Genomic DNA, 21168 nt, shown 5'->3' on the forward strand with positions numbered 1-21168 from the left:
CGCATTTTCCTTTCCGCGGGCCGCCCCCTCGTCGACCTCGTCGGGTTCTGAGCGCCGTGACCTCCGACACGAGCATCCCGCCCGCGGCCCCGGCGGTCGCCCGCATCGCGGCCACCGCCAAAGAGAAGTCCATGTGGATGGTGGACAAGCTGGCTCCGGACACCGCGGCCAACAACATAGGAGTCGCCCTCCAGGTAGGCGGACGGCTGCGGCCGGACGCCCTGCAGGCGGCCATGGCCATCGTGCTCGGGCAGTACGAGGCACTGCGCACCGTCTTCCTCGAGTCCGGCGCGGACCTGTTCAAGCAGGTCGTCCCCGTCGGCGAGTCGGGCGTCGAGATCGAGCCGCTCGACCTGTCCGGAGGCCGTCCGGAGCAGGACCTGGCGGCCTTCGTCAGCCGGCCGTTCCGGTTCGACGGACGGCCGTTGGCCCGGATCGGGGCCACCGGCCACCCGGACGGCGACATCCTGTGCGTCGCCGTGCACCACCTGGTCTTCGACATGACGTCCGCGGTCCTGTTCCTCCAGGCGTTCCTCTCCGCCTACGACGCGATCGCGGCAGGCCGGCCCGTGCCCGCGCCGCCGGCCGGCGCGACCCTGACCGAGACCGGCCCGAAGCCCGCGGACCTCACCCACTGGCGGGAGGCCCTCAGCGGGTTCTCGCTCGGTGAGCTCGACCTGTGGTGCGGCCTGCCGCGCGGGCGCCGGCCCGCCATGACCGGCGCGAGCGCCGGCCATGTCCTCTCCGCCGAGGCGCAGCGGGCCGTGCAGCAACTCCAGCGCACCGCCCGCGCGCCGGTCGCGGCCATCCTGCTGGCCGGGTACACCGCCCTGCTCGCCGCGCACGGCGCCGGACCGGACCTCGTCGTCGGCTCGCCGGTCGACGTCCGCGGCTCGCGCGAGGGCGCCATCGGCAACCACGCCAACGTCGTCCCGCTGCGGGTCACGGTGGACTTCGCCGAGGGTTTCCGGGCCCTGGTCCGCAAGGCTCGCGACGCCTTCCTCGGCGCCATGGCGCACCCGACCTCCGTGGACGACCTGGCCGGCTCGGCGGTCGGCGTCGAGCAGTCCTGGCAGCGCCCGCTGTTCCGGCACCTGTTCAACTTCCTGCCCGAGATGGCCGTCGGCGAGCTGACCGTGGCCGGCCTGCCCGCCAGGCTGCTGCCGATCGAGAGCCCGCACAGCAAGTACGACCTCGAACTCGTCGGCAGGCCGTCCGGCGGCGAGCTGCTGTTCCGGTACTCCCGCGAGATCTTCTCCCGCGCCGACGTGGAGGCGCTGCTGCGTCGGTTCGACGCGCTGCTGGTCGCCGCCGCCGAGGACCCCGACCGGCCACTGGGCGAGACGGCAGGATGGAGCGGCCCCGACCGACAGGCCGTCGACCGGGCCAACGACACGGCCGGCCGCCCGCCCCACCCCCTCGTCCCCGAGGCGTTCGCCGAGCATGCGGCGAACACGCCGCGGGCCGTGGCCGTGGCCGTGGCCGTGGCCGGGGACGATCGTGTCGTCAGCTACCAGGACGTGCACGAGCAGGCGGAGGCGGTCCGCGCGCTGCTGGCCGCCGTCGGCGTCCAGGCCGGAGACGTGGTGGCGACCGCCGTATCCCCCGCGGAGCAGGCGGCCGCCGCCCTCGCCGTGTGGCGGTCGGGTGCCGTCCTGCTGCCGCTCGACCCCGGACAGGATCCCGCCTGGCTCGACCGTCGGATCGAACAGGCCCAGCCCGCCGCGGTGCTGACCGGAGCGGGCATCGACCTGGCCGACGTGCGTCTGACCCGCTTCCTGCCGGGCGACCTGGCCGGTCTCGACCTGCCCGTCGTCGTGTCGACGGACACCGCCCCGGCGCCCGGCACCGCCACGCCCGGTGACGCCGCTCCCCTCGACCCGGCCGCGCCCGCCTGCCTGTTCCACGACGGCGGGGACGACGGGCAGCCGGTTCCCAGGGTGCTGAGCCACGCGGGACTCGCCGACAGCGCCGGGCACTTCGCCGCCGAACTCGGCGTGACGCCCGCAACGGGCCTGCTCTCCCTCGCCCGGCCCGCCACACCCGGCGCGATCCTCGACCTGGGCCTGGCACTGGGCGCGGGTGCTCGGCTCGTGCTCGCCCCCGAACAGGCCCGTACCGGCGGCGCCGCCCTGCGCGCGGCGGTCGACCGGTACGACGCGTCCGTCGTGCTCGTCCCGTCCGGCACCCCGGCCCGCATCCTGGAGGATCTCGGCGACCGGCTGCCGGGACTCACCGTCCTCGTGCACGCCGGGGAGATCACCCGCGCCACCGCCGGGCGGCTGCTGGCGACGGGCTGCCGACTGCGCTGCGTCGACGGCATCGACGGCGCCACCGGCCGGGTACTGTCAGGGCCCGTCGACACGGACGACCACGCGCCCCGCCTTGCGCCCATCACCCGGATGCGTGCCCTGGTCACCGCCCCGGACGGGCGCGAGCTGCCGATCGGCGTGCGCGGCGAGTTGCGCCTGGCGGGCACCGGTCTCGCCGGCGGCACGGCCGAGGAGCCGTACGGACGGCGCCTGCGCACCGGAGTGCAGGCCCGTTGGCGTTCCGACGGAACCATCGAACTGCTCGGCCGGACCGGTCGGCAGACAGCCACCCCGGACGGCCCGGCCGACCTCGACCAGGTCGAGGCGGTGCTGCTGGACCACCCCGGCGTGACCGCGGCCGCAGCCCTGGCCGTCGCCCGCCCCGACGACACCCAGGCGATCGTCGCCTTCGCCGAGCACACCGAAGCCCCGCACACCGAAGCCGATCTCGCGCAGCAACTGCTCGCGCACGCGGCGGCCGGCCTGGACGCGCCCGCCGTTCCCCGGCGGGTCGTCCCCCTCGACGTCCTGCCCCGCGCCGTCGACGGCCGCCCCGACCGGATCGCCCTGGAACGGCTGGCCGACAAGGCACTGGGCGAGGCGCCCGCCCCGGACCCGGCCGAAGACGACCCGCTGTGCGCCGACCTGATCGGGCTGTGGCGCAGCCTGCTGCCCGACGCGGAGGTCACCGCACGGACCCACTTCTTCGAGTCCGGAGGTCATTCGCTGGCCGCGGCGATCCTGGCCGACCGGGTTCAGGAGCTGACCGGCACGTCCCTCGAACTGAAGGAGATCTTCGAGCATCCGACCCCCGCGGCCCTGGCCGCGAGGCTGCGCGGGTGACCGAGGCAAGGCAGCTCGCGGCGCGGGAGAACCGGCCGTCGCCAACCGACCACGACACCGCAGGGATGAGTCAATGACCGCTGAATTCACACAGCACCGCCTCGCCGTCATCGGCGCCGGCGTGATGGGCACGAACATCTCGACGCTCGCCATGGGGCACGGCGTCGACGTCGTACTGGTCGAGACCGACGAGTCCGCGCTCGCCGCTGCGAAGACGACGATCCGGCAGAAGCTGCGGCACGCCCAGCTGATGGACGTGCTGCCGGCCGACCGCCCGCAGGGTTCGCTGACCGTCACCGCCTCGCTCGATGACATCGTGGACGCCACCACCGTGGTCGAGGCCGTCACCGAGGTCGTCGAGGTCAAGGAGCAGGTCCTGACCGCGGCCTCCGCGCTGGTGCGGCCCGGCACCACCCTGATATCCAACACGTCCTGCATCTCCATCGACGAGATGGCCGCCTGGGTCCAGCGCCCCGAGGAACTGCTCGGCGTCCACTTCATGAACCCCTCCTACATGATCAAGATGGTGGAGGTCATCCGCGGCACCCGGACCTCCCCCGAGATCCTGGAGGCGGCCGTCGGGCTGCTTTCCGTGCTGGGCCGCGAGTCCCTGGTCATCAACGACTCCACCGGCTTCGTGATCAACCGGCTGCTGCACCCGCTGATCAACACCGCGGCCATGCTCGTGCAGGAGGGCGTCGCCTCGGTGGAGGTCGTCGACGGCCTGCTGGAAGGCTGCCTCGGGCACTCGACCGGTCCCCTGCGCACCGGTGACCTGATCGGTCTGGACAACCTGGTCGACTCGCTCAACGTGCTCTACGAGAGCCGCGGCGACGAGAGCTGCCGTCCCTGCGACCTGATGCTCCAGCTCGTCAAGGACGGCCACCACGGCCGCAAGACCGGCCGGGGCTTCTACGACTACGGTACGGCGACGGCGTGATCCGTACGGCCGTCACGGTGGGCGCCGTGCCACTCGGCGCCCACGGGCCGCCGCGCAGAACTGCCGTGAACGCAAAGGGAATTCAAGCCGGGCGGTCTTGTGCTGCGTGGGACGGACCGGCAAGGCTGGCTTGGTGGACAAACAACAGTCATCAGCCGATGCCACCGGGCCCGTGGCCGCAGAGGACATGAGGGCGTCGAACGCCGATCGAGACCAGGTGGTGGAGATCATCCGCGAGGCGGCGGCCGAGGGCCGGCTGACTCTGGAGGAACTCGAGGAGAGAGTGCAGTCGGCGCTGACGGCGCGAACCCTGCGGGATCTGGCAACACTGACCAGAGATCTGCCGGAGCAGCCGAAGCGCGCGAAATCGCCCATCCCGGTCAAGGACCTCGTGAAGATCGAGAAGCGCATCGGCTCGGTCGAGTGGGTCGGGCCCTGGGTGGTCCCGCGCCGGATGGAGATCAAGCTGACGGTCGGCAACGCCAAGATCGACTTCAGTGACGCGGTGGTGACCGATGACGTGCTGTCGATCGACGTCGACCTCGGCATCGGAGGCGATCTGCTGCTGATCACCAGGCCGGGCATCGTGGTCGTGGCCAACGACGTGATCGTGCGCATGGGCGATCTGAAGGTCCGTCCGCCGCAGCAGGACCCGAATCACCCGGTGGACCTGCGGATCGAGGTCACCGGCCGGCTGCGCGGCGGCGACTTCGTCGTGCGCTATCCGCGGGACCTGCGCTGACGGCGGGTTCGCCGCGCGGGCCGAGCGGCGCACACCGTTGAGGCCCTGCGTTCCCAGGTCGCCCTCGTCGGGTCGGAACCCGACGAGGGCGACCTGTCTCATGAGGTCATTCGCGGTGCCCGCCGAACGCCCCGGACCGCTGCGCGAGCCGGTGAGCACTGTCCCGTCCGCCCGGCGGAACGCGATGCGTGCTCAACCCTCCGTGTTTCCTTGATTCCGGTTCGCCGATCTAAAGTCAGTGCGATTTCTCAGCCGACGGACAAGCCCGCGGAGGCGGACGAGAAGTGGCGCCGTGAGCCGCCCTCGCCCGCGGCGCGGCCGCCTTCCCTCCGGCTTCGCCTGCAGCTGCCACATACCGAGGGCTTCCGCGAGATCGGCGCTGCCACCGACGGCGAAATATCCGACCTCACCGACAAAGAGCTGGATTCCTGGGGGAGCCCGTGGTCAGCAACGTGGAGCAGGACACAGAGGCTGTGGTCGGCGGCGGCGCAAGCGCTCGGCAGGACGCGCTGTGGCTGCTGGAGGCGCTCGTCCCGGGCACGGCCGTCAACAACCTGTCCGTCGCGTTCCGGGTCGGCGCGGCCGTGGACCCGGCGGCGCTGCGGGCCGCGCTGGCCGCCGTCGTACGACGGCACGAGGCGCTGCGCACCGTCTACCACTCCGACGGCGCGCGGCTGTCGGCCAGGGTGACCGCGCCCGGTGAACTGAGGCCGGAGCTGACCGAGGTCGCGACGGCCGCCGCCCCGACTGCCGCCGATCTCGAGCCATACGTCACCGCGCCGTTCCGGATCAGCGGCGAACCGCTGATCCGGGCGGCGCTGCTGCACCATCCGGACGCGGACATGTGCGCGGTGACGGCGCATCAGCTCGTCCTGGACGCTCCTTCCCTCCGCATCCTGCTGGAGGAACTCGTCGCCGAGTACGAACGTGCCGCAGCGCAACCGGCGTCGGCCGAGCCGCAGCCCGTCGAGCCCCCGTACGTGGCCCCTGCGCCGAGCCCGGCCGGCCTGGAGTACTGGCGTGCGCGCCTGGCCGGTGCCGTCACCGACGCGCTCGATCTCGGCTGTGCGCTGCCCGACCCCGAGCGGCCGACCCTCTCCGGCGCGGTCGAGCGCGTCGAGCTCTCGCCCGGGGCCGCCGCCGCGGTCCGGCGGCTGAGCGAGGACCTGGCCGTCTCCGAGCGCTCGGTACTGCTGGCCGGGTACTGCGCACTGCTCGAGGCGCACGGTGCCGGGCCCGATCTGGTCGTCGGCCTTCCCCACGACCTGAGGCCGCCCGCATCCGCGCGCACGATCGGCCCGCACGTCAATGTGCTGCCGCTGCGCATCCCGGTCGACCCCGACGAGCCCATCTGCGACCTGATACGACGCAGCCATGAGGTGGCCGGGGAGGCCGAGGCCCACGCCGACGTGGCCGTGGATGCGCATGCGCCGGAACTGCTGCGCTCCCGGTCCGGACGGCTGAGCGCGATGTTCCGCCTGCTCTTCGACTACGCCTCCGCCGCGGACGCACCCGCTGCACGGTTCACGCTCGCGGGCGCGCCGGCCGACCTCGTCGAGGTGGAGAACGGCTGCGCGAAGCCGGACCTCGAACTGCGGGTGGAGTCCACGGCCGACGGCGGACTGCGCGTGCGGGCCGTCTACCGGACCGAGGTCCTGGCGCAGGCCGACGTCCGGTTCCTGCTGGAGCGCTACGACGCGCTTCTGTGCTCGTTCGGCGCCCGGCCCGGCCAGACCGTGGGCGCACTGCGCGGCTGGAGTGCCCGGGACCACGCGGTCATCGACGCCGCGAACGACAGCGCCGGGCCGGTCGAGCCGGACACCGTCCTACGGGCGATCTGGCGGCGCGTGGCAGCCGCGCCCGATGCCGTCGCCGTGGTGGAGGACGAGCGTGAGGTGACCTACCGCGCGCTCTGGCTCGCCGCACAGCGCATCCGCTCCCTGATCGAGGCGGCGGGCGTGGCACCCGGCGGCGTCGTCGCCGTGGCACTGCCGCGCGGTGCCGCCCTGGCCGCCTCGGTGCTCGGCACATGGCTGGCAGGGGCGGCCTACCTTCCCGTCGACACGGCTCATCCCGAGGAACGGATCAGATACCAGCTCTCCGACTCCGGCGCGCGCCTCGTGCTCGGCGAACCACAGCTCGCGGGACTGGCCGAGCCCGGCGCGCAGCTGACCGTGCTGCAGCCCCCGCCGGTGGACGGGACGGCCCACGACTCGACGCACCCGCTCGACGAGCCCGACGAGCCCCAGTGGACCGATCCGGACTCCTGCGCCTACCTCATGTACACGTCCGGCTCGACGGGCCGGCCGAAGGGCACGCTCGTCCCCCATCTCGCCCTGGCCAATCTCGTCCTGCACTTCGTCGAGGAGCTGCGGGCCACGCCGCAGGACGCGACGTTGTGGACGACGACGTTCGCATTCGACATCTCCGGCCTGGAGCTGTTCGTGCCGCTCGTCTCCGGCGGGCGCGTGGTCGCCGGCCCCGATGCGGCACGCTCCAGTGGCCGGGTGCTCGGCGCGCTGCTGGACCGGCACGCCATCCGGATCGTGCAGGCCACACCCACCACCTGGCGGCTGGTGCTCGACCGGGCCGCCGACCGGCTGTCCGGCCGCATCGTGCTGTGCGGCGGCGAGCCGGTACCGGCCTGGCTGGCCGGGCGCCTGGTCGCCGCAGGCGCCGAGCTGCACCACGTCTACGGCCCGACCGAGACGACCATCTGGTCGACCTCGGCCGTGGTGACACAGGAACCGACCGGCCGGCTGGATGTCGGCCGTCCGATCCGCAACACCCGCCTGCTCGTCCTCGACGGCCGGGGCCGGCCGCTCCCGGTCGGCCTGCGCGGCGAGCTGTGCATCGCTGGAACCGGCGTGGCGATCGGCTACCACGGCCGCCCGGAACTGAACGCCCAACGCTTCGGCGTGCACCCCGAATACGGGCGCTACTACCGGACCGGCGACATAGCCGCCTGGCGGCCGACCGGCGTCATCGATCTGATGGGCCGAAGCGACCGGCAGGTCAAGCTGCGCGGCAACCGCATCGAGCTCGGTGAGATCGAGTCGACGCTGATGACGCACCCCCACGTCCGTGGTGTCGCGGTGGTCCTGGTCGGCGACCCGAGCGGCGACGGCGTCCTCGTCGCCTGGCTGGAACCCGCCACCGGGCTCGAAGCGCTCGATCCGGACGACGTCGCGGCCCACGCACGTGAGCGGCTGTCCAGGGCCATGGTCCCCGGTGAGTTCCTGCCCCTGGACGCCCTGCCGATCAACGGCAGCGGCAAGATCGACTATCCGCTGCTGGAGCGGCGCGCCGCGCAGCGCCGCGGTGCCGGCCATGCCTTCGGCGCGGGCGCCGACGCGCCCGGGGACGCCTCCGCCGGGGGCTCGGGCCCCGGTTCGGGCGACGGGCTGCTCGACGAACTCGTCGCGCTCTGGTCCGCGCTCCTGCGCCGCAACGACGTGGACGCCGACACCGACTTCTTCCAGCACGGCGGTCACTCGATGCTGGCCGCCGTCGTGCTCCAGGAACTGGAACGGATCAGCGGCGTCTCGCTCGAGCTGTCCCAGATGTTCGAGCAGCCCGCCACCCCCCGCGTCCTCGCGGCCCGCGCCCGCAGCGTCGCCGAGGACGCCGGCTGACGCGACCGTCTGTGGCCGAGACGTCAGTTGAACATCCTGTGGGCCTGCCGACCGCACCCGCGGTGCGGCATTCGCCGCGGACGTCTTTGAGCGGGGACGACCCCCAAGACCGCTGTTCAATTGCGGGACACCGGCGTCCGGCGTATCCGGGTTAATCTGCCGAACGGCTTTGGATATGACCACTCTTCGCAGGCGGCGCCGGCCGACTTCCTGTTCGCGCAACTCCCGGCGTCCGTCGAGGACGCCGATCTCGCGCAGTTGTCGAATTCGTGGCGGAAATACCCTCCGCCTTAGGACGATGGGATGAAACACATGCCGAACGCACAGTCCTGGAGCGTCATATCCGCGCCCCCCTCGAACCGGATCATTCTCGGCGTCGACTTCCCGGCCGCCGGGCGGCGCGAGGCCGGGTTCGACGAGCTGGTGGCCGGCATGGGCTCCGCATGGTCCGAGTACGGGTTCCTGCAGACCGTGCCACCGGCGGTGGGACTGGCCGACCGGCCCACCGGCGACTACTACACCGAGCACTGGATGCGGGCCGGCGACTGGGAGCAGTACGAGGTCGTCGCCGTGTTCGGGTACTGCGTCGGCAGCGTCTACGCCGCCGAGATCGCCCGGCGGCTCACCGGGACGCAGAGCACCACGCCCAAGGTCGTCCTCTTCGACCCGCAGCTGACCGACGTCCAGCTGCTCGCCAACGAGATGCACAAGATGATCGCCATGGCCGGCCCCGTCTTCTCCGAGGAAGAGGCCGAACAGGGCCGCCGACGCGCCACCGCGATCGTCGAGGGCACGTCCGCCGTCCTGGCGGAGGCAGCCGTGGAGATCGTCGACCTCTACCGCGAACTGGCGACCCTCGCCTTTCAGCGGATCGGTCTGTCCGGCAGCCGCCGAGACGAGGTCGTCCGACTCTTCGAGTCGTACATGACGTGGCTTTCCGCGGCAGCCCAGGTCGACCCCAGCGACGTCTGGCAGCGCTCCGTCGGCATCACGTCCGACGACTTCGCGGCGCAGGAGGAGGCCGGGGACCCCATGGTCGTCGACGCCGTCAAGGTCCTCGGCCGGCGGTTCCCGCTCAGCCTCGGCCACGCCGACCTCATGCGCGACGAAGCCGCGGTCCGTGTGCTTGTCGACCACGTCGGACTGTGAGCGTGCCCCACCCCGCTGTCGAACAGTGGCGTTCCGCCTCATCGAATTCACCGTACGAGAGGACGAAAAAATGAGCGATGTTGCAGATGTCCTGTCTGCCATAGCCGGTGTCGACATATTCCTCAAGGATCTCTTCGTCGGTGATGACGAGCATCTGAAGTCAGCTCTTGACCGGATCGATGAGAACGGCCTGCCGCCGGCCAGCGTTTCGCCCTCGCAAGGCAAGTTCCTCTATGTGCTCGCGAAAATCGCGAACGCGCGTAACATCCTGGAAATCGGCACACTCGGCGGATACAGCACGATCGCGATGGCCCGGGCGGTCGGCCCGAACGGGCACGTCATCACGCTCGAATACGAGCCGAAGCATGCCGAGATCGCGAAGGAAAGCATCGCACGCGCGGGCCTCGCGGACATCGTCGACGTACGCATCGGGGCGGCACTGGAGTCCCTTCCGAAGATCAAGGAAGAAGGCTTGGCCCCGTTCGACCTCGTGTTCATCGACGCGGACAAGGAAAACAACGTCGAATACATCTCGTGGGCGGTCGAGCTCTCTCGTCCCGGCGCTGTCGTCGTGGTGGACAACATCATCTGGAACGGCGCGGTCCTGGACGAGAAGAGCGAGGATCCCAATGCGATCGGCGCTCGCGAGGCACTGCTCGCTCTGAGCGCCGACGACAGGTTGGAGACCACCGTGCTGCAGACCGTGTCCTGGAAGGGCTGGGACGGATTCGCCGTGGCGGTCGTGAAGTAGGGCGCCGGCAGGCGTCTGCACCGAAGGTGACATCCAGGATCCAGCGCCGGGCACCACAGGCGACTGAAAGGTAGGCAACTCCCATGGCATCAGCAACGGTCCTTGTGGTGGGATCCGGGCCGACGGGGCTTTCACTGGCGTACGACCTGACGCGCCGCGGTGTGCCGGTGCGCATCATCGACCGACAGAAGCAGTTCACCACCGCGTCGCGCGGCAAGGCCGGTGTGCAGCCCCGGACGCTCGAAGTCTTCGACGACTTCGGGGTCCTCGACAGGCTGCTCGAAGCCGGCACCACACGGCTGCCCTTCCGGCGGTACCTCCGGGACCAGCTGATCAGCGAGGTGGTCCCGTACGAGGACAACGAGCCGCGCCCCGATGCGCCGTATCGCCGAATGCTCTACATCCGCCAGAACGACGTCGAGGAGATACTGCGCGGCCTGCTGAGCGAGGTCGGCTGTGAAGTGCAGCGGGACACAACGCTCACCGGCTTCACGCAGACCGACACCGCAGTGGTCGCCACACTGGAGGGCCCGTCCGGAACGGAGGAGGCCGAGTTCGGCTACCTGGTGGGGTGCGACGGCGGCGGCAGCACCGTCCGCAAGCAGCTGGGACTGGAGTTCCGAGGCTTCACGGACAACACCCAGTGGCTGTACGTCGGGGACGTGGAGGTCGACGGGCTGCCCAATGACGCCTGGTACCAGTGGTACGACCTGGAGCGCGGCCTGCTCCTGATGTGCCCGCTGCCGGGGTCCGACTCCTGGCAGGTCCAGGGATCGGCACCGGCCGCCCCCGACGGCACGATCCCGCCCCCGTCGCTGGAGGCCCTGCAGGACGCGGTCGACCGCATCAGCGGAATGCCCATCAAACTGAGCAATCCGACCTGGCTGTCGGTGAACAGGAAGAACGTCCGGATGGTCGATTCACTGCGCTCCGGCCGGGTCCTGCTGGCCGGCGACGCGGCCCATGTGCACCCCGTGGCGGGTGCGCTCGGCGCCAACACCGGCGTACAGGACGCGTACAACCTCGGCTGGAAACTCGCCAGGGTGGTCAGGAACGGGGCCCACCAGAGCCTGCTGGACACCTACCAGGAGGAGCGCCTGCCGATCGCGGAGTGGACCCTGCGTACGTCCCTCGCCTCCGCCGACCGGATCGCGGAAGCCGTGATCGGAGGCAAGGGCGGCGCCGAAGCGGGACTGACCGAGGAGACGATGCAGCTCGGGCTGAACTACCGCGACAGCTCCCTCAGTTGGAACCTCGCTGCTCGCGGTGGTGAGGACGGTCCGGGGATACGCGCCGGCGACCGCGCCCCGGACTCACCGTGCTCGGACGGCACCCGGCTGTTCGATCTCTTCCGCGGACCCCATACGACCCTGCTGGGCATGGGGGCGGGTTGCCGTGAGGCCGTGGCCCGGGTGCATTCCGTCGGCATCGCCGGACTGCGCACCGTGGACCTCGAAGAACGTCCTGCGACCTACGGCTATGCCGAGGACACCCTGGTTGTGGTGCGGCCGGACGGCTATATCGGACTGGTGACGACAGCTGACGACAGCGCCGGGGTCCTCAAGTACATGGACTTCCTGCAGGCCCCTCAGTCTCTCCAGGGCCGATAACCGGATCACAGGCGCGTCGACCAGGCAGGCGGCCCTCGCCTGCGCGCACGGCACCGGGGTGGGGTGCAGCGACCAGTTGCTGCACCCCCGACCCGTATCCGGGGCGGTGTCCGGTGCAGGGACCGGGGCCACCGCCGCGAGGGTGGGGCCAGACCCACCGGCAACGGGGCGTAGCGGGATACCGGGTGCGGTCCGGCCGAACGTACCTTTTCCCGGTCGGCCGACGTGTTCGCCTGCCGGCCCGCGGATCAGCGCAGCCGTAACGAACCCGTTCCCCTTTCAGGAACCAGACGTCAGGAGGGTCCCAGTGAACCGCCCTGGGTATTTCGTCGCATGTGTTCTGGCCGCTGCTCCGCTGCTCGCACTGGGCGGCTGTGGCGTGCCCGACCAGGTCGATTCGCGGTGTGCGAACAGCTCCTGCACCGTTCATGTGCACTCCGGGACGTCCGTCGACGTCCAGGGCATCCGACTGAACGTCAAAGAGGTCAGCGACGACCACGTCACCCTCAGTTCCCATGGCGTGAGCCTGCAACTGAGCAAGAAGCTCGACCTCAAGCTGGGCAGCCACACCCTTCGCCTGGTCCAGACGGGGGGCGAAACGGCGGACATCCAGATCAAGTAGGGCGCGACATACGACGACCGCCACCTCCGGGGAGGTGGCGGTCCTTTGTGTGCGGTTCTGCCGGAGGCCCTCAGCTGCGCAGTTCTGAGGAATCCTGCACGGACCGGTCCTCGGTCTCCTCGGAGGGGGAGGCGGAGTCGTCTGCCTCGGGGGCCGCGTCGCTCGCCCGGTCCGCATGGCCCGGCCACCACGCGGCGTGGCCGATGAGCGCGGTGAGGCTCGGGGTGAAGAACATCGCCATGATGAAGGCGGCGATCGCGATACCGAAGGAGACCGCGAAGCCCATCTCCCTGAGCAGTGCGTTGCCCGCCAGCATCATCGTGGCGAAGGTGGCCGCCAGGATGAAGCCGGCCGCGGCCACCGTCGGACCGGCGTGGCGAAGCGCCACCCCGGCCGCCTCACGCGGGTCGCGGCCTTCACGGGCCTCCTCGCGGAGCCGGGCGATCATGAGGATGTTGTAGTCCGTGCCGATGGCGACGACGAACAGATACATGATCACCGGGAGCAGGAACATCAGGCCCGAGTGCCCCTGCCCGTTCTGGAAGATCAACACCGTGGCCCCGAGGGTGGCGCCGAAGCCGAGCCCCACCGAGGCGATCAGGTACCAGGGCGCGACGACACTGCGCAGCAGCAGTCCCAGAATGACCATGATCAGCACAGCGGCGACGGGGAAGACCGTCCGGTAGTCGTGGTTGACCGCGGAGTCGATGTCCTTGTAGACCGAGGAGAGGCCGCCGACGACGGCTTCGCTGCCGTCGGGGGCTTGGGAGTGTGCGACGTCGCGCACCCTTTGCACCGCGGCGATCGCCTGGTCCGTCGACGCCTCGTACTTGAGCGTGACGGTGAAGTCCGCGCTGGTGCCTTCCTTGTTCAGCTGGGACATGCGGGCACTGGTGACGCCGTCTACGGCGGCGAGCTTCCCGGTGTACGCGTCGAAACCGGCCTTGTCCAGCGGCTTGCCGTCGGTGCTCGACAGGTAGACGTCGGTGGGCGCGGCGGCGCCGGCCGAGTACGCCTTCTGCATCCGGTCCTGGACGACCATGGACTCCTTCGTCTTGGGCATCGAGCCGGATGCCAGGTCGAAGGTGGCCTTGTAGCCGAGCGCGCCAAGAGCCAGTACGACCAGGACGAGGCCGGATGCCACCGCGGTGAGCGCCGGGCGGCGCTGTACGCCCCGTCCGAGGGCGGCGAAGCGGGCGTTGCTCGCCTCGTGCTTCCAGGACTTGGAGGGCCAGAAGACCTTCGGCCCGATGAGCGACACCACGGCCGGGATCAGGGTCAGCGCCGCGACCAGGGTGGCGGCCACCGCGATGGCGAGCGCCGGGCCCATCTGCTTGAGGAAGCCCAGAGTTGACAGCACCAGCGCGAGGAAGGCGATGACGACCGCCCCCGCCGCCGAGGCGATGGCCTCGCCGACCCGCGCGACCGCATTGACCATGGCCTGCTTGGGCTCGTCACCGGCGCGCAGGCGTTCGCGGTAACGGAACATCAGGAAGAGGAAGTAGTCCGTGCCCACGCCGAACAGGACGACGATCAGGATCGACGAGATCGAGCTGTTGGCCTCGAGACCGAACAGCTTGGTGGCATAGGCGATCAGGCCGTTGGCGACGGCGGACACCAGACCGATCAGGATGAGAGGCAGTACGGCCAGGATCGGCGCCCGGAAGATGATCAGCAGGCTCACCAGGATGATCGCGAAGGTACCGAACCCGACCAGGGCGTCGCCGCGCTTGGACGCGTCCTGCTGGTCGAGTGCCTGCGCGGCGGGACCGCCCAGCTGGACCTGGAGATGTGTGCCCTTGACCAGTTGCTTGACGTCGTCGCGCAACACCTTGGCAGCGTCGATCTGCGCGGGCTGACCCGCGGTCTTCCTGTTCATCTGAACCAGGGTCATGGTGTACCTGCCGTCCTTGGACGGCGGCCCGGGTACGACCTTCTGCACCTGGTCGACGTGCTTCTGGCCCAGCTCGGTGGTGATCCGGGCGGCGTCCCGCTGGTCGTCGGCGGTCAGCTTGCCGCCGTCGGTGCGCTGGTACAGCGCGATGGCCGACGGAGTGAAGGCGCCGGGGAACGCCTTTTGCTGGACGTCTGACGCCCTGATGGATTCGTAGCTCTTGGGCAGGAAACTGCTCTCGTCACTGTTCGAGGGCAGGCTGGGCGCGGTGGCCACGATGGCCACCGCCGCGATCAGCCAGGCCACGATCGTCCAGACGGGGTGCCGGACGACAGCGCTCCCAACGCGTCGGAACATGCGGGGGTCCTCCTGGATGGCAAGGTCACCGCTGCTCGGGAAGCGGCCCCGGGCATCGGCGGAGTCGGCCGGCGCTCCTCGTCGGGCCGGCCGAAGGATTGGCTTGGGAGTGGTTGCCTTGCGGTCTGATCGCACCAGTGCCTCGTACCGGACTCGCGACCTGAAAGGCAGAGCCGTTCTCAGGAATTCTTCGGAAAGGCGGCGCGCAGCACGGAGCCGCGGGCGATGACGGCGGCCCCGATCAGGCCCAGGGCGGACACACCCTGCATCCCGGCGTACCAGGTGGGGCAGAGACCGGGAATCAGGTCGATGCCGATGATCGCGATCGGCAGGATCACGCAGAACTTGCTCAGACGCTCGTAGTCCCGTCGCACTCCCTGCGAGGCGCGGACGGCGCTCCGGTAGAGCACCGGGGCGAGGGCGAGCAGAATGGCTCCCCGAATCCACATGAAACCGGTCGTCGTGTGGCCGGTGAGCGCCATCACGGCGGTGGTCGCGAGCACGATGGCGCAGACCATGCCGTAGAGGCCGACGTATTTCTTCAGCTGGCTGAAGGCCTCCTGGGTGCGGGCGCCGTCGAAGTACGCCGATCCGGCAGGGGTGTCGCTGGCGTTCATGATGTCCTTCTTTCTCCGTCTCGTCGTGGTGTCGACGCTACGGAGCGCGGGCGTGTGGCGGTATGGGCCTGGACGTACGGGGGAGTGGGGCCAGCCCCACCTCCGAATCCAATATGGCGATGGCAAGGTGTTCCCCGGAGCGTTCAACTTCGGCGGTCGCCCACGGAACCACGCGTTCAACTGGAGCGAACCGTGGACGTGACCGTTGTTACGCTCCAGCGCAGGTGGTCGGGCAGGGTGCCCGGTGTTGTGCAGGGGGTTTGTGGTGACTGTCGGTCAGGTGATCCGCTTCGACGGGACGCGCGGCTATGGGTTCATCGCGCCGGAACATGGCGGTGAGGACGTCTTCCTGCACGTGAACGATCTGCTCATTCCCGAGTCGTCCGTGCGCTCGGGACTCGCGGTGGAATTCGAGGTCGAGGACGGTGACCGCGGGCTGAAGGCCTCCCGGGTCCGGCTTGCGCAGACGCTCGGTTCGGCGGGGCAGGCGGTGGTGTCCCGGCCGCGCATCCCAGCGGCATCCGAGGGGGCGACGGGCGGTCCGTCGTCCGAGGAGAACCAGGAAACGATGTGCGACGTACTCGGTTCGGCCGAGTACACACGAGAGGTGACCGAGCTCCTACTGGCCTCGGCGCCAGAGCTGACAGGACGTCAAATTGTGGAGATCCGGGCGCAGTTGGTGCAGTCCGGGAGGCGGCACGGCTGGGTCGAGGACTGACGGTGAGCATGTGACGCGTGCCGATCCGCTCGGGGCAGCCGCCTCGTGCGGCGCCGCACCCTTGTGGCGAAGCGAGGCGTCACCGACGCGAAGCGGACCATGACGGAGGCGGCAGTGGAAGAAGTACGGGCTGAGATCGTGGCCGTCGTGAGCCAGGTGCTCACGGCGGCCGGCGACGACGTTGTCGAGGGTGAATCGCTGTTCATCCTCGAATCGATGAAGATGGAGATCCCCGTTCTCGCCGAACACCAGGGCCGGATACTGCGGGTTCCGGTCGCACCCGGTGACACGGTTCAGGAAGGTGACCTCCTCGCGGTGATCGGCTTCGACGGCCTCTGTGCAGACGAAAGGCCGTTGGCGACCGCTGTCTCGAAACGGCGGTGTTGACGAGAAGGGACGACATGAGCACCGAGACGCTGGAGTTCCAGGCGGAGGCGCGGCAACTCCTGCAGCTGATGGTCCATTCGATCTACTCGAACAAGGACATCTTCCTGCGTGAACTGATCTCCAACGCGTCCGACGCCCTGGACAAGCGCCGCCTCGCAGGCCTCACGGACGACCGCCTCGGGGCCGAGAACCTGCGCATCGACGTCGAGGTGGACAACGACGCCCGCACGCTGACCGTGCAGGACAACGGCATCGGCATGTCGCGCGACGACGTAGTGGGGCTGATCGGCACCATCGCCCGGTCCGGCACCGCCGAGACCCTGCGCCGGCTCCGGGAGAGCAAGGAGTCGGCGGAGCTGATCGGTCAGTTCGGCGTCGGCTTCTACTCCGTCTTCATGGTCGCGGACAACGTTGTGCTGAGCACGCGCAAGGCCGGCGAGGAGACGGGTGTGCGCTGGGAGTCGGACGGCGGCGGGACTTACACGATCGAGACCGTCGAGGATGTGCCGGAAGGCACTTCGGTCACCCTTCACCTGCGTCCCGCGGACGAGGAGGACGGGCTTCACGACTATGCCGACGAACGCAGGATCCGGGAACTCGTCAAGCGCTACTCGGACTTCATCTCGTTCCCCATCACCCTGGGCGACGAGACCCTCAACTCGATGAAGGCCCTGTGGGCCCGGCAGCGTTCCGAGGTCAAGGACGAGGAGTACCAGGAGTTCTACCGGCGCATCAGCCATGACTGGACGGACCCGCTCGAGATCATCCAGATGCGGGCAGAGGGCACCTTCGAGTACGAGGCGCTGCTGTTCCTCCCCTCACGTGCCCCGCACGACCTCTACCAGCGGGACGCCCGCCACGGCATCCAGCTGTATGTCAAGCGCGTGTTCATCCTGGACGACAGCCGTGAACTCCTCCCCGACCACCTCCGCTTCGTCAAGGGAGTCGTGGACGCGGCCGACCTCTCCCTGAACATTTCCCGCGAGATGCTCCAGCAGGACCGGCACATCCAGCTGATCCGCCGCCGCCTCGCGAAGAAGGTCCTGTCGACCGTCAAGGACCTCATGAAGAACGACGCCGAGAAGTACCGCACGTTCTGGCGTGAGTTCGGACCCGCGGTCAAGGAGGGCCTCCTCGACGGATCCGAGGATCACAGGGCCATCCTCGACATCGCGTCGTTCGCATCCACCGCCGGGGACGAACCCGTCGGCCTGGCCGACTACGTGGCCCGGATGAAGGACGGCCAGGACAAGATCTACTACATGACGGGCGAGAGCCGCGCGCAGGTAGAGAACTCCCCGCACATGGAGGCGTTCAGGGCCAAGGGGTACGAGGTCCTGCTGCTCACCGACCCGGTGGACGAGATCTGGGTCGAGGCCGTGCGTGACCACGACGGCAAGGAATTTCAGTCCATCGCGCGCGGAGAGGTCGACCTGCCCTCCGAGCAGGACCCGTCGCCGGAGAGGTCCGGCCAGTACACGTCGCTGCTGGCCTGGCTCAACGAGACCCTCGACGAGGTGCAGGAGGTACGTCTGACGACCCGTCTGACCGATTCGCCGGCGTGCCTCGTCAGCGATGCCGAGGGCATCACACCGGCCCTGGAGAAGGTGTACAGGGCCATGGGCCAGGCAGTTTCGCCGGTCAAGCGCATCCTTGAGCTCAACCCCGACCACCCGTTGGTCAGCGGTCTGAACTCCGCTTACGAACAGCGTGCCGCGGATCCGGGCCTGACCGAAACGGCCGAGCTGCTCTACGGGTGCGCCCTGCTCGCCGAAGGCGGCGACCTGAACGATCCGGCGCGCTTCGCCAAGCTCTTCACCGACCGCCTCGTCCGGACTGTGTGACCGACCTCCTCAGCGCCCCTTCCGCGACAGCCGACCGGCTGACGCGGAAGGGGCGCTGCCGTGTGCGAAGCAGTCGGAAATTACGGAACGTCGGCAACGGGCTTAATTTTTGTCGCGAGCCGAGTTTCCGGAATCAGACAGTTGAACGGAGACCGCTGAGCCTTTCTGATGGTACATATTTTATGGAGGACGCGTGGCTGGTTGCTGCATCGTCCCAAGGGTCCAGTCACTGTTCCAAAAAATGCGGCGACAACGAGAGGTGACGTACGTGGGGCACAAATTCTCCCTGGTTCTCAGTCGGCAGATCACCGATGAGGAGTCGGTCATCCTGCGAGAGGCCGGTTTCGCCGACGCGGCTTTCCTGAGCGATTCACTTCCCACCAACGCCGATGTCGCCGTTACGAAGATAGATTTCGATGACACGGCATCGCCCACACTGGCCGAGGCGATCGAAACGGCCCTGGAGACGGTGAAGAAGGTCCCCGACCTCACCGTTCCGGGGCTGAGTGTCCCGGCCGTGCCGAAGGAGTCCCCGGCCGACGAGCCGACCGTGCTGGTCGGCGAGGTGGTGGACGAGGCGGTCGCAGCTGAACAGCCGCCGGCGAAGAAGACGGCCGCGAAGAAGCGCAGCGCGAAGAAGGTGAGCGCCGCGGTCGAGGGGGCGGGCGGGGTGTAACCGCCGGGAACACATCGGGGCTCCGGCTGAGAGGTGACCATATGAGTCGCCTGGAACAGCCGGAGCCTCGTCGCGTTTGCCGTCTCTCGGAGTCGTACTGCTTTCAATAAAGGCGTTCAACTGGTGCGCCGTCAGGGTTGAACGCTTCTTCGGGTTTGAGTCGCGTGTATGACTGGGGTTGGCGATGGGCCTCGAGCGTCCCGAGCTCGACGAGCCCAAGCCACCGGAACTACTTGAATTTCCTACTGACATCGATGTCGACGGTGGTAAACAGCGAATGGCCCTGAGGAATTCGGTCGGTGTGGCCAAGTCTACGGTGATGTCCGATGTGCGGCGAATATTGCGTATCGGGTCCCTGTCTACCGGCAGGAGGGATACGCCCAGGTCGGGCCCCTTGTCACAGTGTCGGACGGAATGCGAGGCAGAGGTCTTGGAGTTCTGGATCGCCGCCGTTGTGTCCCAGGTGCTGCAAGCCGTCGGCATGCTGGCGCATTGTGGACCGGCGCTGAACTCGCTGGATGGGCCGAATACCGTGGGAATCTGGCCGTCGGGGCCCGGAGGAAAACCGCGCCACGCGGGTTGGGAAGATGGCCAAGATGCGTGTTGACACCCTGTCGGTTTGCTGTCGCCGGCCAATAGTCGACGCCCTAGTCCCCGCCGTTCGTATGCGGGTGTCTTCTTCGATAATTTTGGGTAATACCTGCGTGCTGCAGTTCCGTTTTGTTCCGCTGGGTGCAAAATGAGGGAAGTGGGCACGGGGCTGGGTCCGGCATTGCTGTCGAGTGTCTGCCAGGGTGCGCCGAGCGGGAAGTATTAAAGAAGTTGGCAAATCCGGATGCTGCGCTTCCATGGCGAGGTACGGACTGTTAGCCTGGAGGTACGGGATTTAACAATCCGATCGGCCTGACCAGCTATTAATCGGGGGTGTTAATGGGCAGCCTGCCAAACGTCCCTCATGGACTCCATGTGTGCGGTAGGGGCTAGATGCACCGGCTCCAGCTTCTTCACTGCGAATAACTCGGTGTTATTGTCATGGGGGTTGCAATATGGGCCTTGTAGGGCGCAATGTAATTTCGCTTGGAGTGGATAGTTTTCGGGACAGTGTTCCCGGAATTGTTTCCGTTCCAATCATGCAGGTATTACCCGGGGACTCACCCCGCCTGGCGGGTGAGGACAAGGCTCACGTATTACGGCTGGCGGCGCTCGACGGCAAGCTTCCGCCCATACTCGTCGATCGAAGAACCATGAGAGTGATCGACGGGATCCATCGTTTGATGGCGGCCTCGCTCAAGGGGCAGGAGATAATCGACGTCGAGTTCTTCGACGGCAGTCGCGAGGACGCGTTCCTCAGGGCCGTCGAGGCGAACGTCGAGCACGGGCTCCCACTGACTCAGGCCGACCGCACCGCGGCGGCACTGCGCATCCTCAAGTCGCACCCCGACATGTCGGACCGTGCCATCGCGAAGTCCACCGGCCTCGGGGCCAGGGCGGTCGCGGAGCTGCGCCGTTCGTCCGACTCCGTACCCAAGACGGATTTTCGGGTCGGGCGGGACGGCAGAGTCCGTCCGCTGAACGGTGCGAAAGGCCGGCTGCGGGCGGCGGAGCTCATCAAGGACAACCCGGAGGCCTCCCTGCGCCAGGTGGCCAGGATGGCCGGAGTATCCCCGGCGACGGCGCTCGACGTGCGGCGAAGACTGGAACGCGGAGACGAACCAGTCCCGTGCCCGCAGCCCGCCGTCGGTGGCGAGGCGGAACCCCCGCGGGATGACTGTCCGGTCCCGAACCTGTCCGAGGTCGGGCCCCAGTCGACGGCCACGCTCGAAAAGCTCATGCGCGATCCCTCGCTGCGACAGAGCGAGTTGGGGCGCCGGCTCCTGAGGATGTTCAGGGAGAACGTGCTGGGGGCGAAGGACATGACGGACATCGTTGCCTCGGTGCCCTCCCACTGCATCGAGTTGATCATTCAGCTCTCCCGCCACAACTCGCTGATCTGGGACGAGTTCGCCCAGGAGCTGAAGCGGCGGGCGCAGGTCGTCAATCCCGAATAGCGGTGGTTCTGCGCAAGGTGACC

General features: G+C 68.9%; 15 protein-coding genes. 13 read left to right on the forward strand and 2 right to left on the reverse strand.

Annotation, left to right across the window (positions count from 1 at the left end; all coding sequences use genetic code 11):
- The first annotated feature begins 56 nt into the window (after positions 1-56).
- The 8 genes from ACFY1E_RS44150 to ACFY1E_RS44185 all read left to right on the forward strand — a co-directional run bounded on the left by ACFY1E_RS44150 (position 57) and on the right by ACFY1E_RS44185 (position 12604).
- The gene (locus tag ACFY1E_RS44150; protein ID WP_389087239.1) at positions 57-3155 is read left to right on the forward strand and encodes a condensation domain-containing protein; all 3099 of its coding nucleotides are present in this window, start codon (positions 57-59) and stop codon (positions 3153-3155) included.
- 73 nt (positions 3156-3228) lie between these two features.
- Positions 3229-4095 (forward strand): 3-hydroxyacyl-CoA dehydrogenase family protein, encoded by an 867-nt coding sequence (locus ACFY1E_RS44155; protein WP_389087241.1) that lies wholly within the window; start codon positions 3229-3231, stop codon positions 4093-4095.
- A 106-nt stretch (positions 4096-4201) separates the two neighbouring features.
- Complete coding sequence (locus tag ACFY1E_RS44160) at positions 4202-4837, forward strand: DUF1707 domain-containing protein (protein WP_389087244.1); 636 nt, start codon at positions 4202-4204, stop codon at positions 4835-4837.
- A gap of 440 nt (positions 4838-5277) precedes the next feature.
- A complete protein-coding gene (locus tag ACFY1E_RS44165; RefSeq protein WP_389087246.1) occupies positions 5278-8472 on the forward strand; it encodes an amino acid adenylation domain-containing protein in 3195 nt (1064 codons plus the stop codon).
- A gap of 312 nt (positions 8473-8784) precedes the next feature.
- On the forward strand, positions 8785-9621 hold the full coding sequence (locus ACFY1E_RS44170) for a hypothetical protein (RefSeq protein ID WP_389087249.1): 837 nt from the start codon (positions 8785-8787) through the stop codon (positions 9619-9621).
- Positions 9622-9691: 70 nt separating this feature from the next.
- Positions 9692-10372 (forward strand): O-methyltransferase, encoded by a 681-nt coding sequence (locus ACFY1E_RS44175; RefSeq protein WP_389087251.1) that lies wholly within the window; start codon positions 9692-9694, stop codon positions 10370-10372.
- An 83-nt stretch (positions 10373-10455) separates the two neighbouring features.
- Positions 10456-11982: an FAD-dependent oxidoreductase gene (locus ACFY1E_RS44180; protein WP_389087254.1), complete on the forward strand. Its 1527-nt coding sequence runs from the start codon at positions 10456-10458 to the stop codon at positions 11980-11982.
- A 307-nt stretch (positions 11983-12289) separates the two neighbouring features.
- The gene (locus ACFY1E_RS44185; RefSeq protein ID WP_389087256.1) at positions 12290-12604 is read left to right on the forward strand and encodes a hypothetical protein; all 315 of its coding nucleotides are present in this window, start codon (positions 12290-12292) and stop codon (positions 12602-12604) included.
- A 70-nt stretch (positions 12605-12674) separates the two neighbouring features.
- Here ACFY1E_RS44185 and ACFY1E_RS44190 read toward each other — a convergent pair whose 3' ends face one another.
- Both ACFY1E_RS44190 and ACFY1E_RS44195 read right to left on the reverse strand, forming a co-directional pair.
- The gene (locus ACFY1E_RS44190) at positions 12675-14855 is read right to left on the reverse strand and encodes an MMPL family transporter (protein WP_389087258.1); all 2181 of its coding nucleotides are present in this window, start codon (positions 14853-14855) and stop codon (positions 12675-12677) included.
- A 179-nt stretch (positions 14856-15034) separates the two neighbouring features.
- Positions 15035-15472, reverse strand: a complete 438-nt coding sequence (locus ACFY1E_RS44195) for a hypothetical protein (RefSeq protein WP_389087260.1) — start codon at positions 15470-15472, stop codon at positions 15035-15037.
- A 265-nt stretch (positions 15473-15737) separates the two neighbouring features.
- Between ACFY1E_RS44195 and ACFY1E_RS44200 the strand changes: the two genes are divergently transcribed.
- From ACFY1E_RS44200 to ACFY1E_RS44220, 5 genes are all read left to right on the forward strand, one after another.
- The gene (locus ACFY1E_RS44200) at positions 15738-16190 is read left to right on the forward strand and encodes a cold-shock protein (protein ID WP_389087263.1); all 453 of its coding nucleotides are present in this window, start codon (positions 15738-15740) and stop codon (positions 16188-16190) included.
- A gap of 99 nt (positions 16191-16289) precedes the next feature.
- The gene (locus ACFY1E_RS44205) at positions 16290-16577 is read left to right on the forward strand and encodes a biotin/lipoyl-binding carrier protein (RefSeq protein ID WP_389087266.1); all 288 of its coding nucleotides are present in this window, start codon (positions 16290-16292) and stop codon (positions 16575-16577) included.
- A gap of 14 nt (positions 16578-16591) precedes the next feature.
- Complete coding sequence (htpG, locus tag ACFY1E_RS44210) at positions 16592-18421, forward strand: molecular chaperone HtpG (RefSeq protein ID WP_389087268.1); 1830 nt, start codon at positions 16592-16594, stop codon at positions 18419-18421.
- A 268-nt stretch (positions 18422-18689) separates the two neighbouring features.
- Complete coding sequence (locus ACFY1E_RS44215; protein WP_389087271.1) at positions 18690-19097, forward strand: hypothetical protein; 408 nt, start codon at positions 18690-18692, stop codon at positions 19095-19097.
- Positions 19098-20341: 1244 nt separating this feature from the next.
- On the forward strand, positions 20342-21145 hold the full coding sequence (locus ACFY1E_RS44220) for a transcriptional regulator (protein WP_389087273.1): 804 nt from the start codon (positions 20342-20344) through the stop codon (positions 21143-21145).
- The last annotated feature ends 23 nt before the right edge of the window (positions 21146-21168 follow it).

It is taken from the genome of Streptomyces sp. NPDC001604 (assembly GCF_042893475.1).
Taxonomy (GTDB): Bacteria; Actinomycetota; Actinomycetes; order Streptomycetales; family Streptomycetaceae; genus Streptomyces.

Coding starts and splice junctions, on each gene's coding strand:
- ACFY1E_RS44155 (WP_389087241.1), top strand. CDS start 3,229: ATGACCGCTGAATTCACACAGCACCGCCTCGCCGTCATCGGCGCCGGC.
- ACFY1E_RS44170 (WP_389087249.1), top strand. CDS start 8,785: ATGCCGAACGCACAGTCCTGGAGCGTCATATCCGCGCCCCCCTCGAAC.
- ACFY1E_RS44175 (WP_389087251.1), top strand. CDS start 9,692: ATGAGCGATGTTGCAGATGTCCTGTCTGCCATAGCCGGTGTCGACATA.
- ACFY1E_RS44180 (WP_389087254.1), top strand. CDS start 10,456: ATGGCATCAGCAACGGTCCTTGTGGTGGGATCCGGGCCGACGGGGCTT.
- ACFY1E_RS44190 (WP_389087258.1), bottom strand. CDS start 14,855: ATGTTCCGACGCGTTGGGAGCGCTGTCGTCCGGCACCCCGTCTGGACG.
- ACFY1E_RS44195 (WP_389087260.1), bottom strand. CDS start 15,472: ATGAACGCCAGCGACACCCCTGCCGGATCGGCGTACTTCGACGGCGCC.
- ACFY1E_RS44205 (WP_389087266.1), top strand. CDS start 16,290: ATGACGGAGGCGGCAGTGGAAGAAGTACGGGCTGAGATCGTGGCCGTC.
- htpG (WP_389087268.1), top strand. CDS start 16,592: ATGAGCACCGAGACGCTGGAGTTCCAGGCGGAGGCGCGGCAACTCCTG.
- ACFY1E_RS44220 (WP_389087273.1), top strand. CDS start 20,342: ATGAGAGTGATCGACGGGATCCATCGTTTGATGGCGGCCTCGCTCAAG.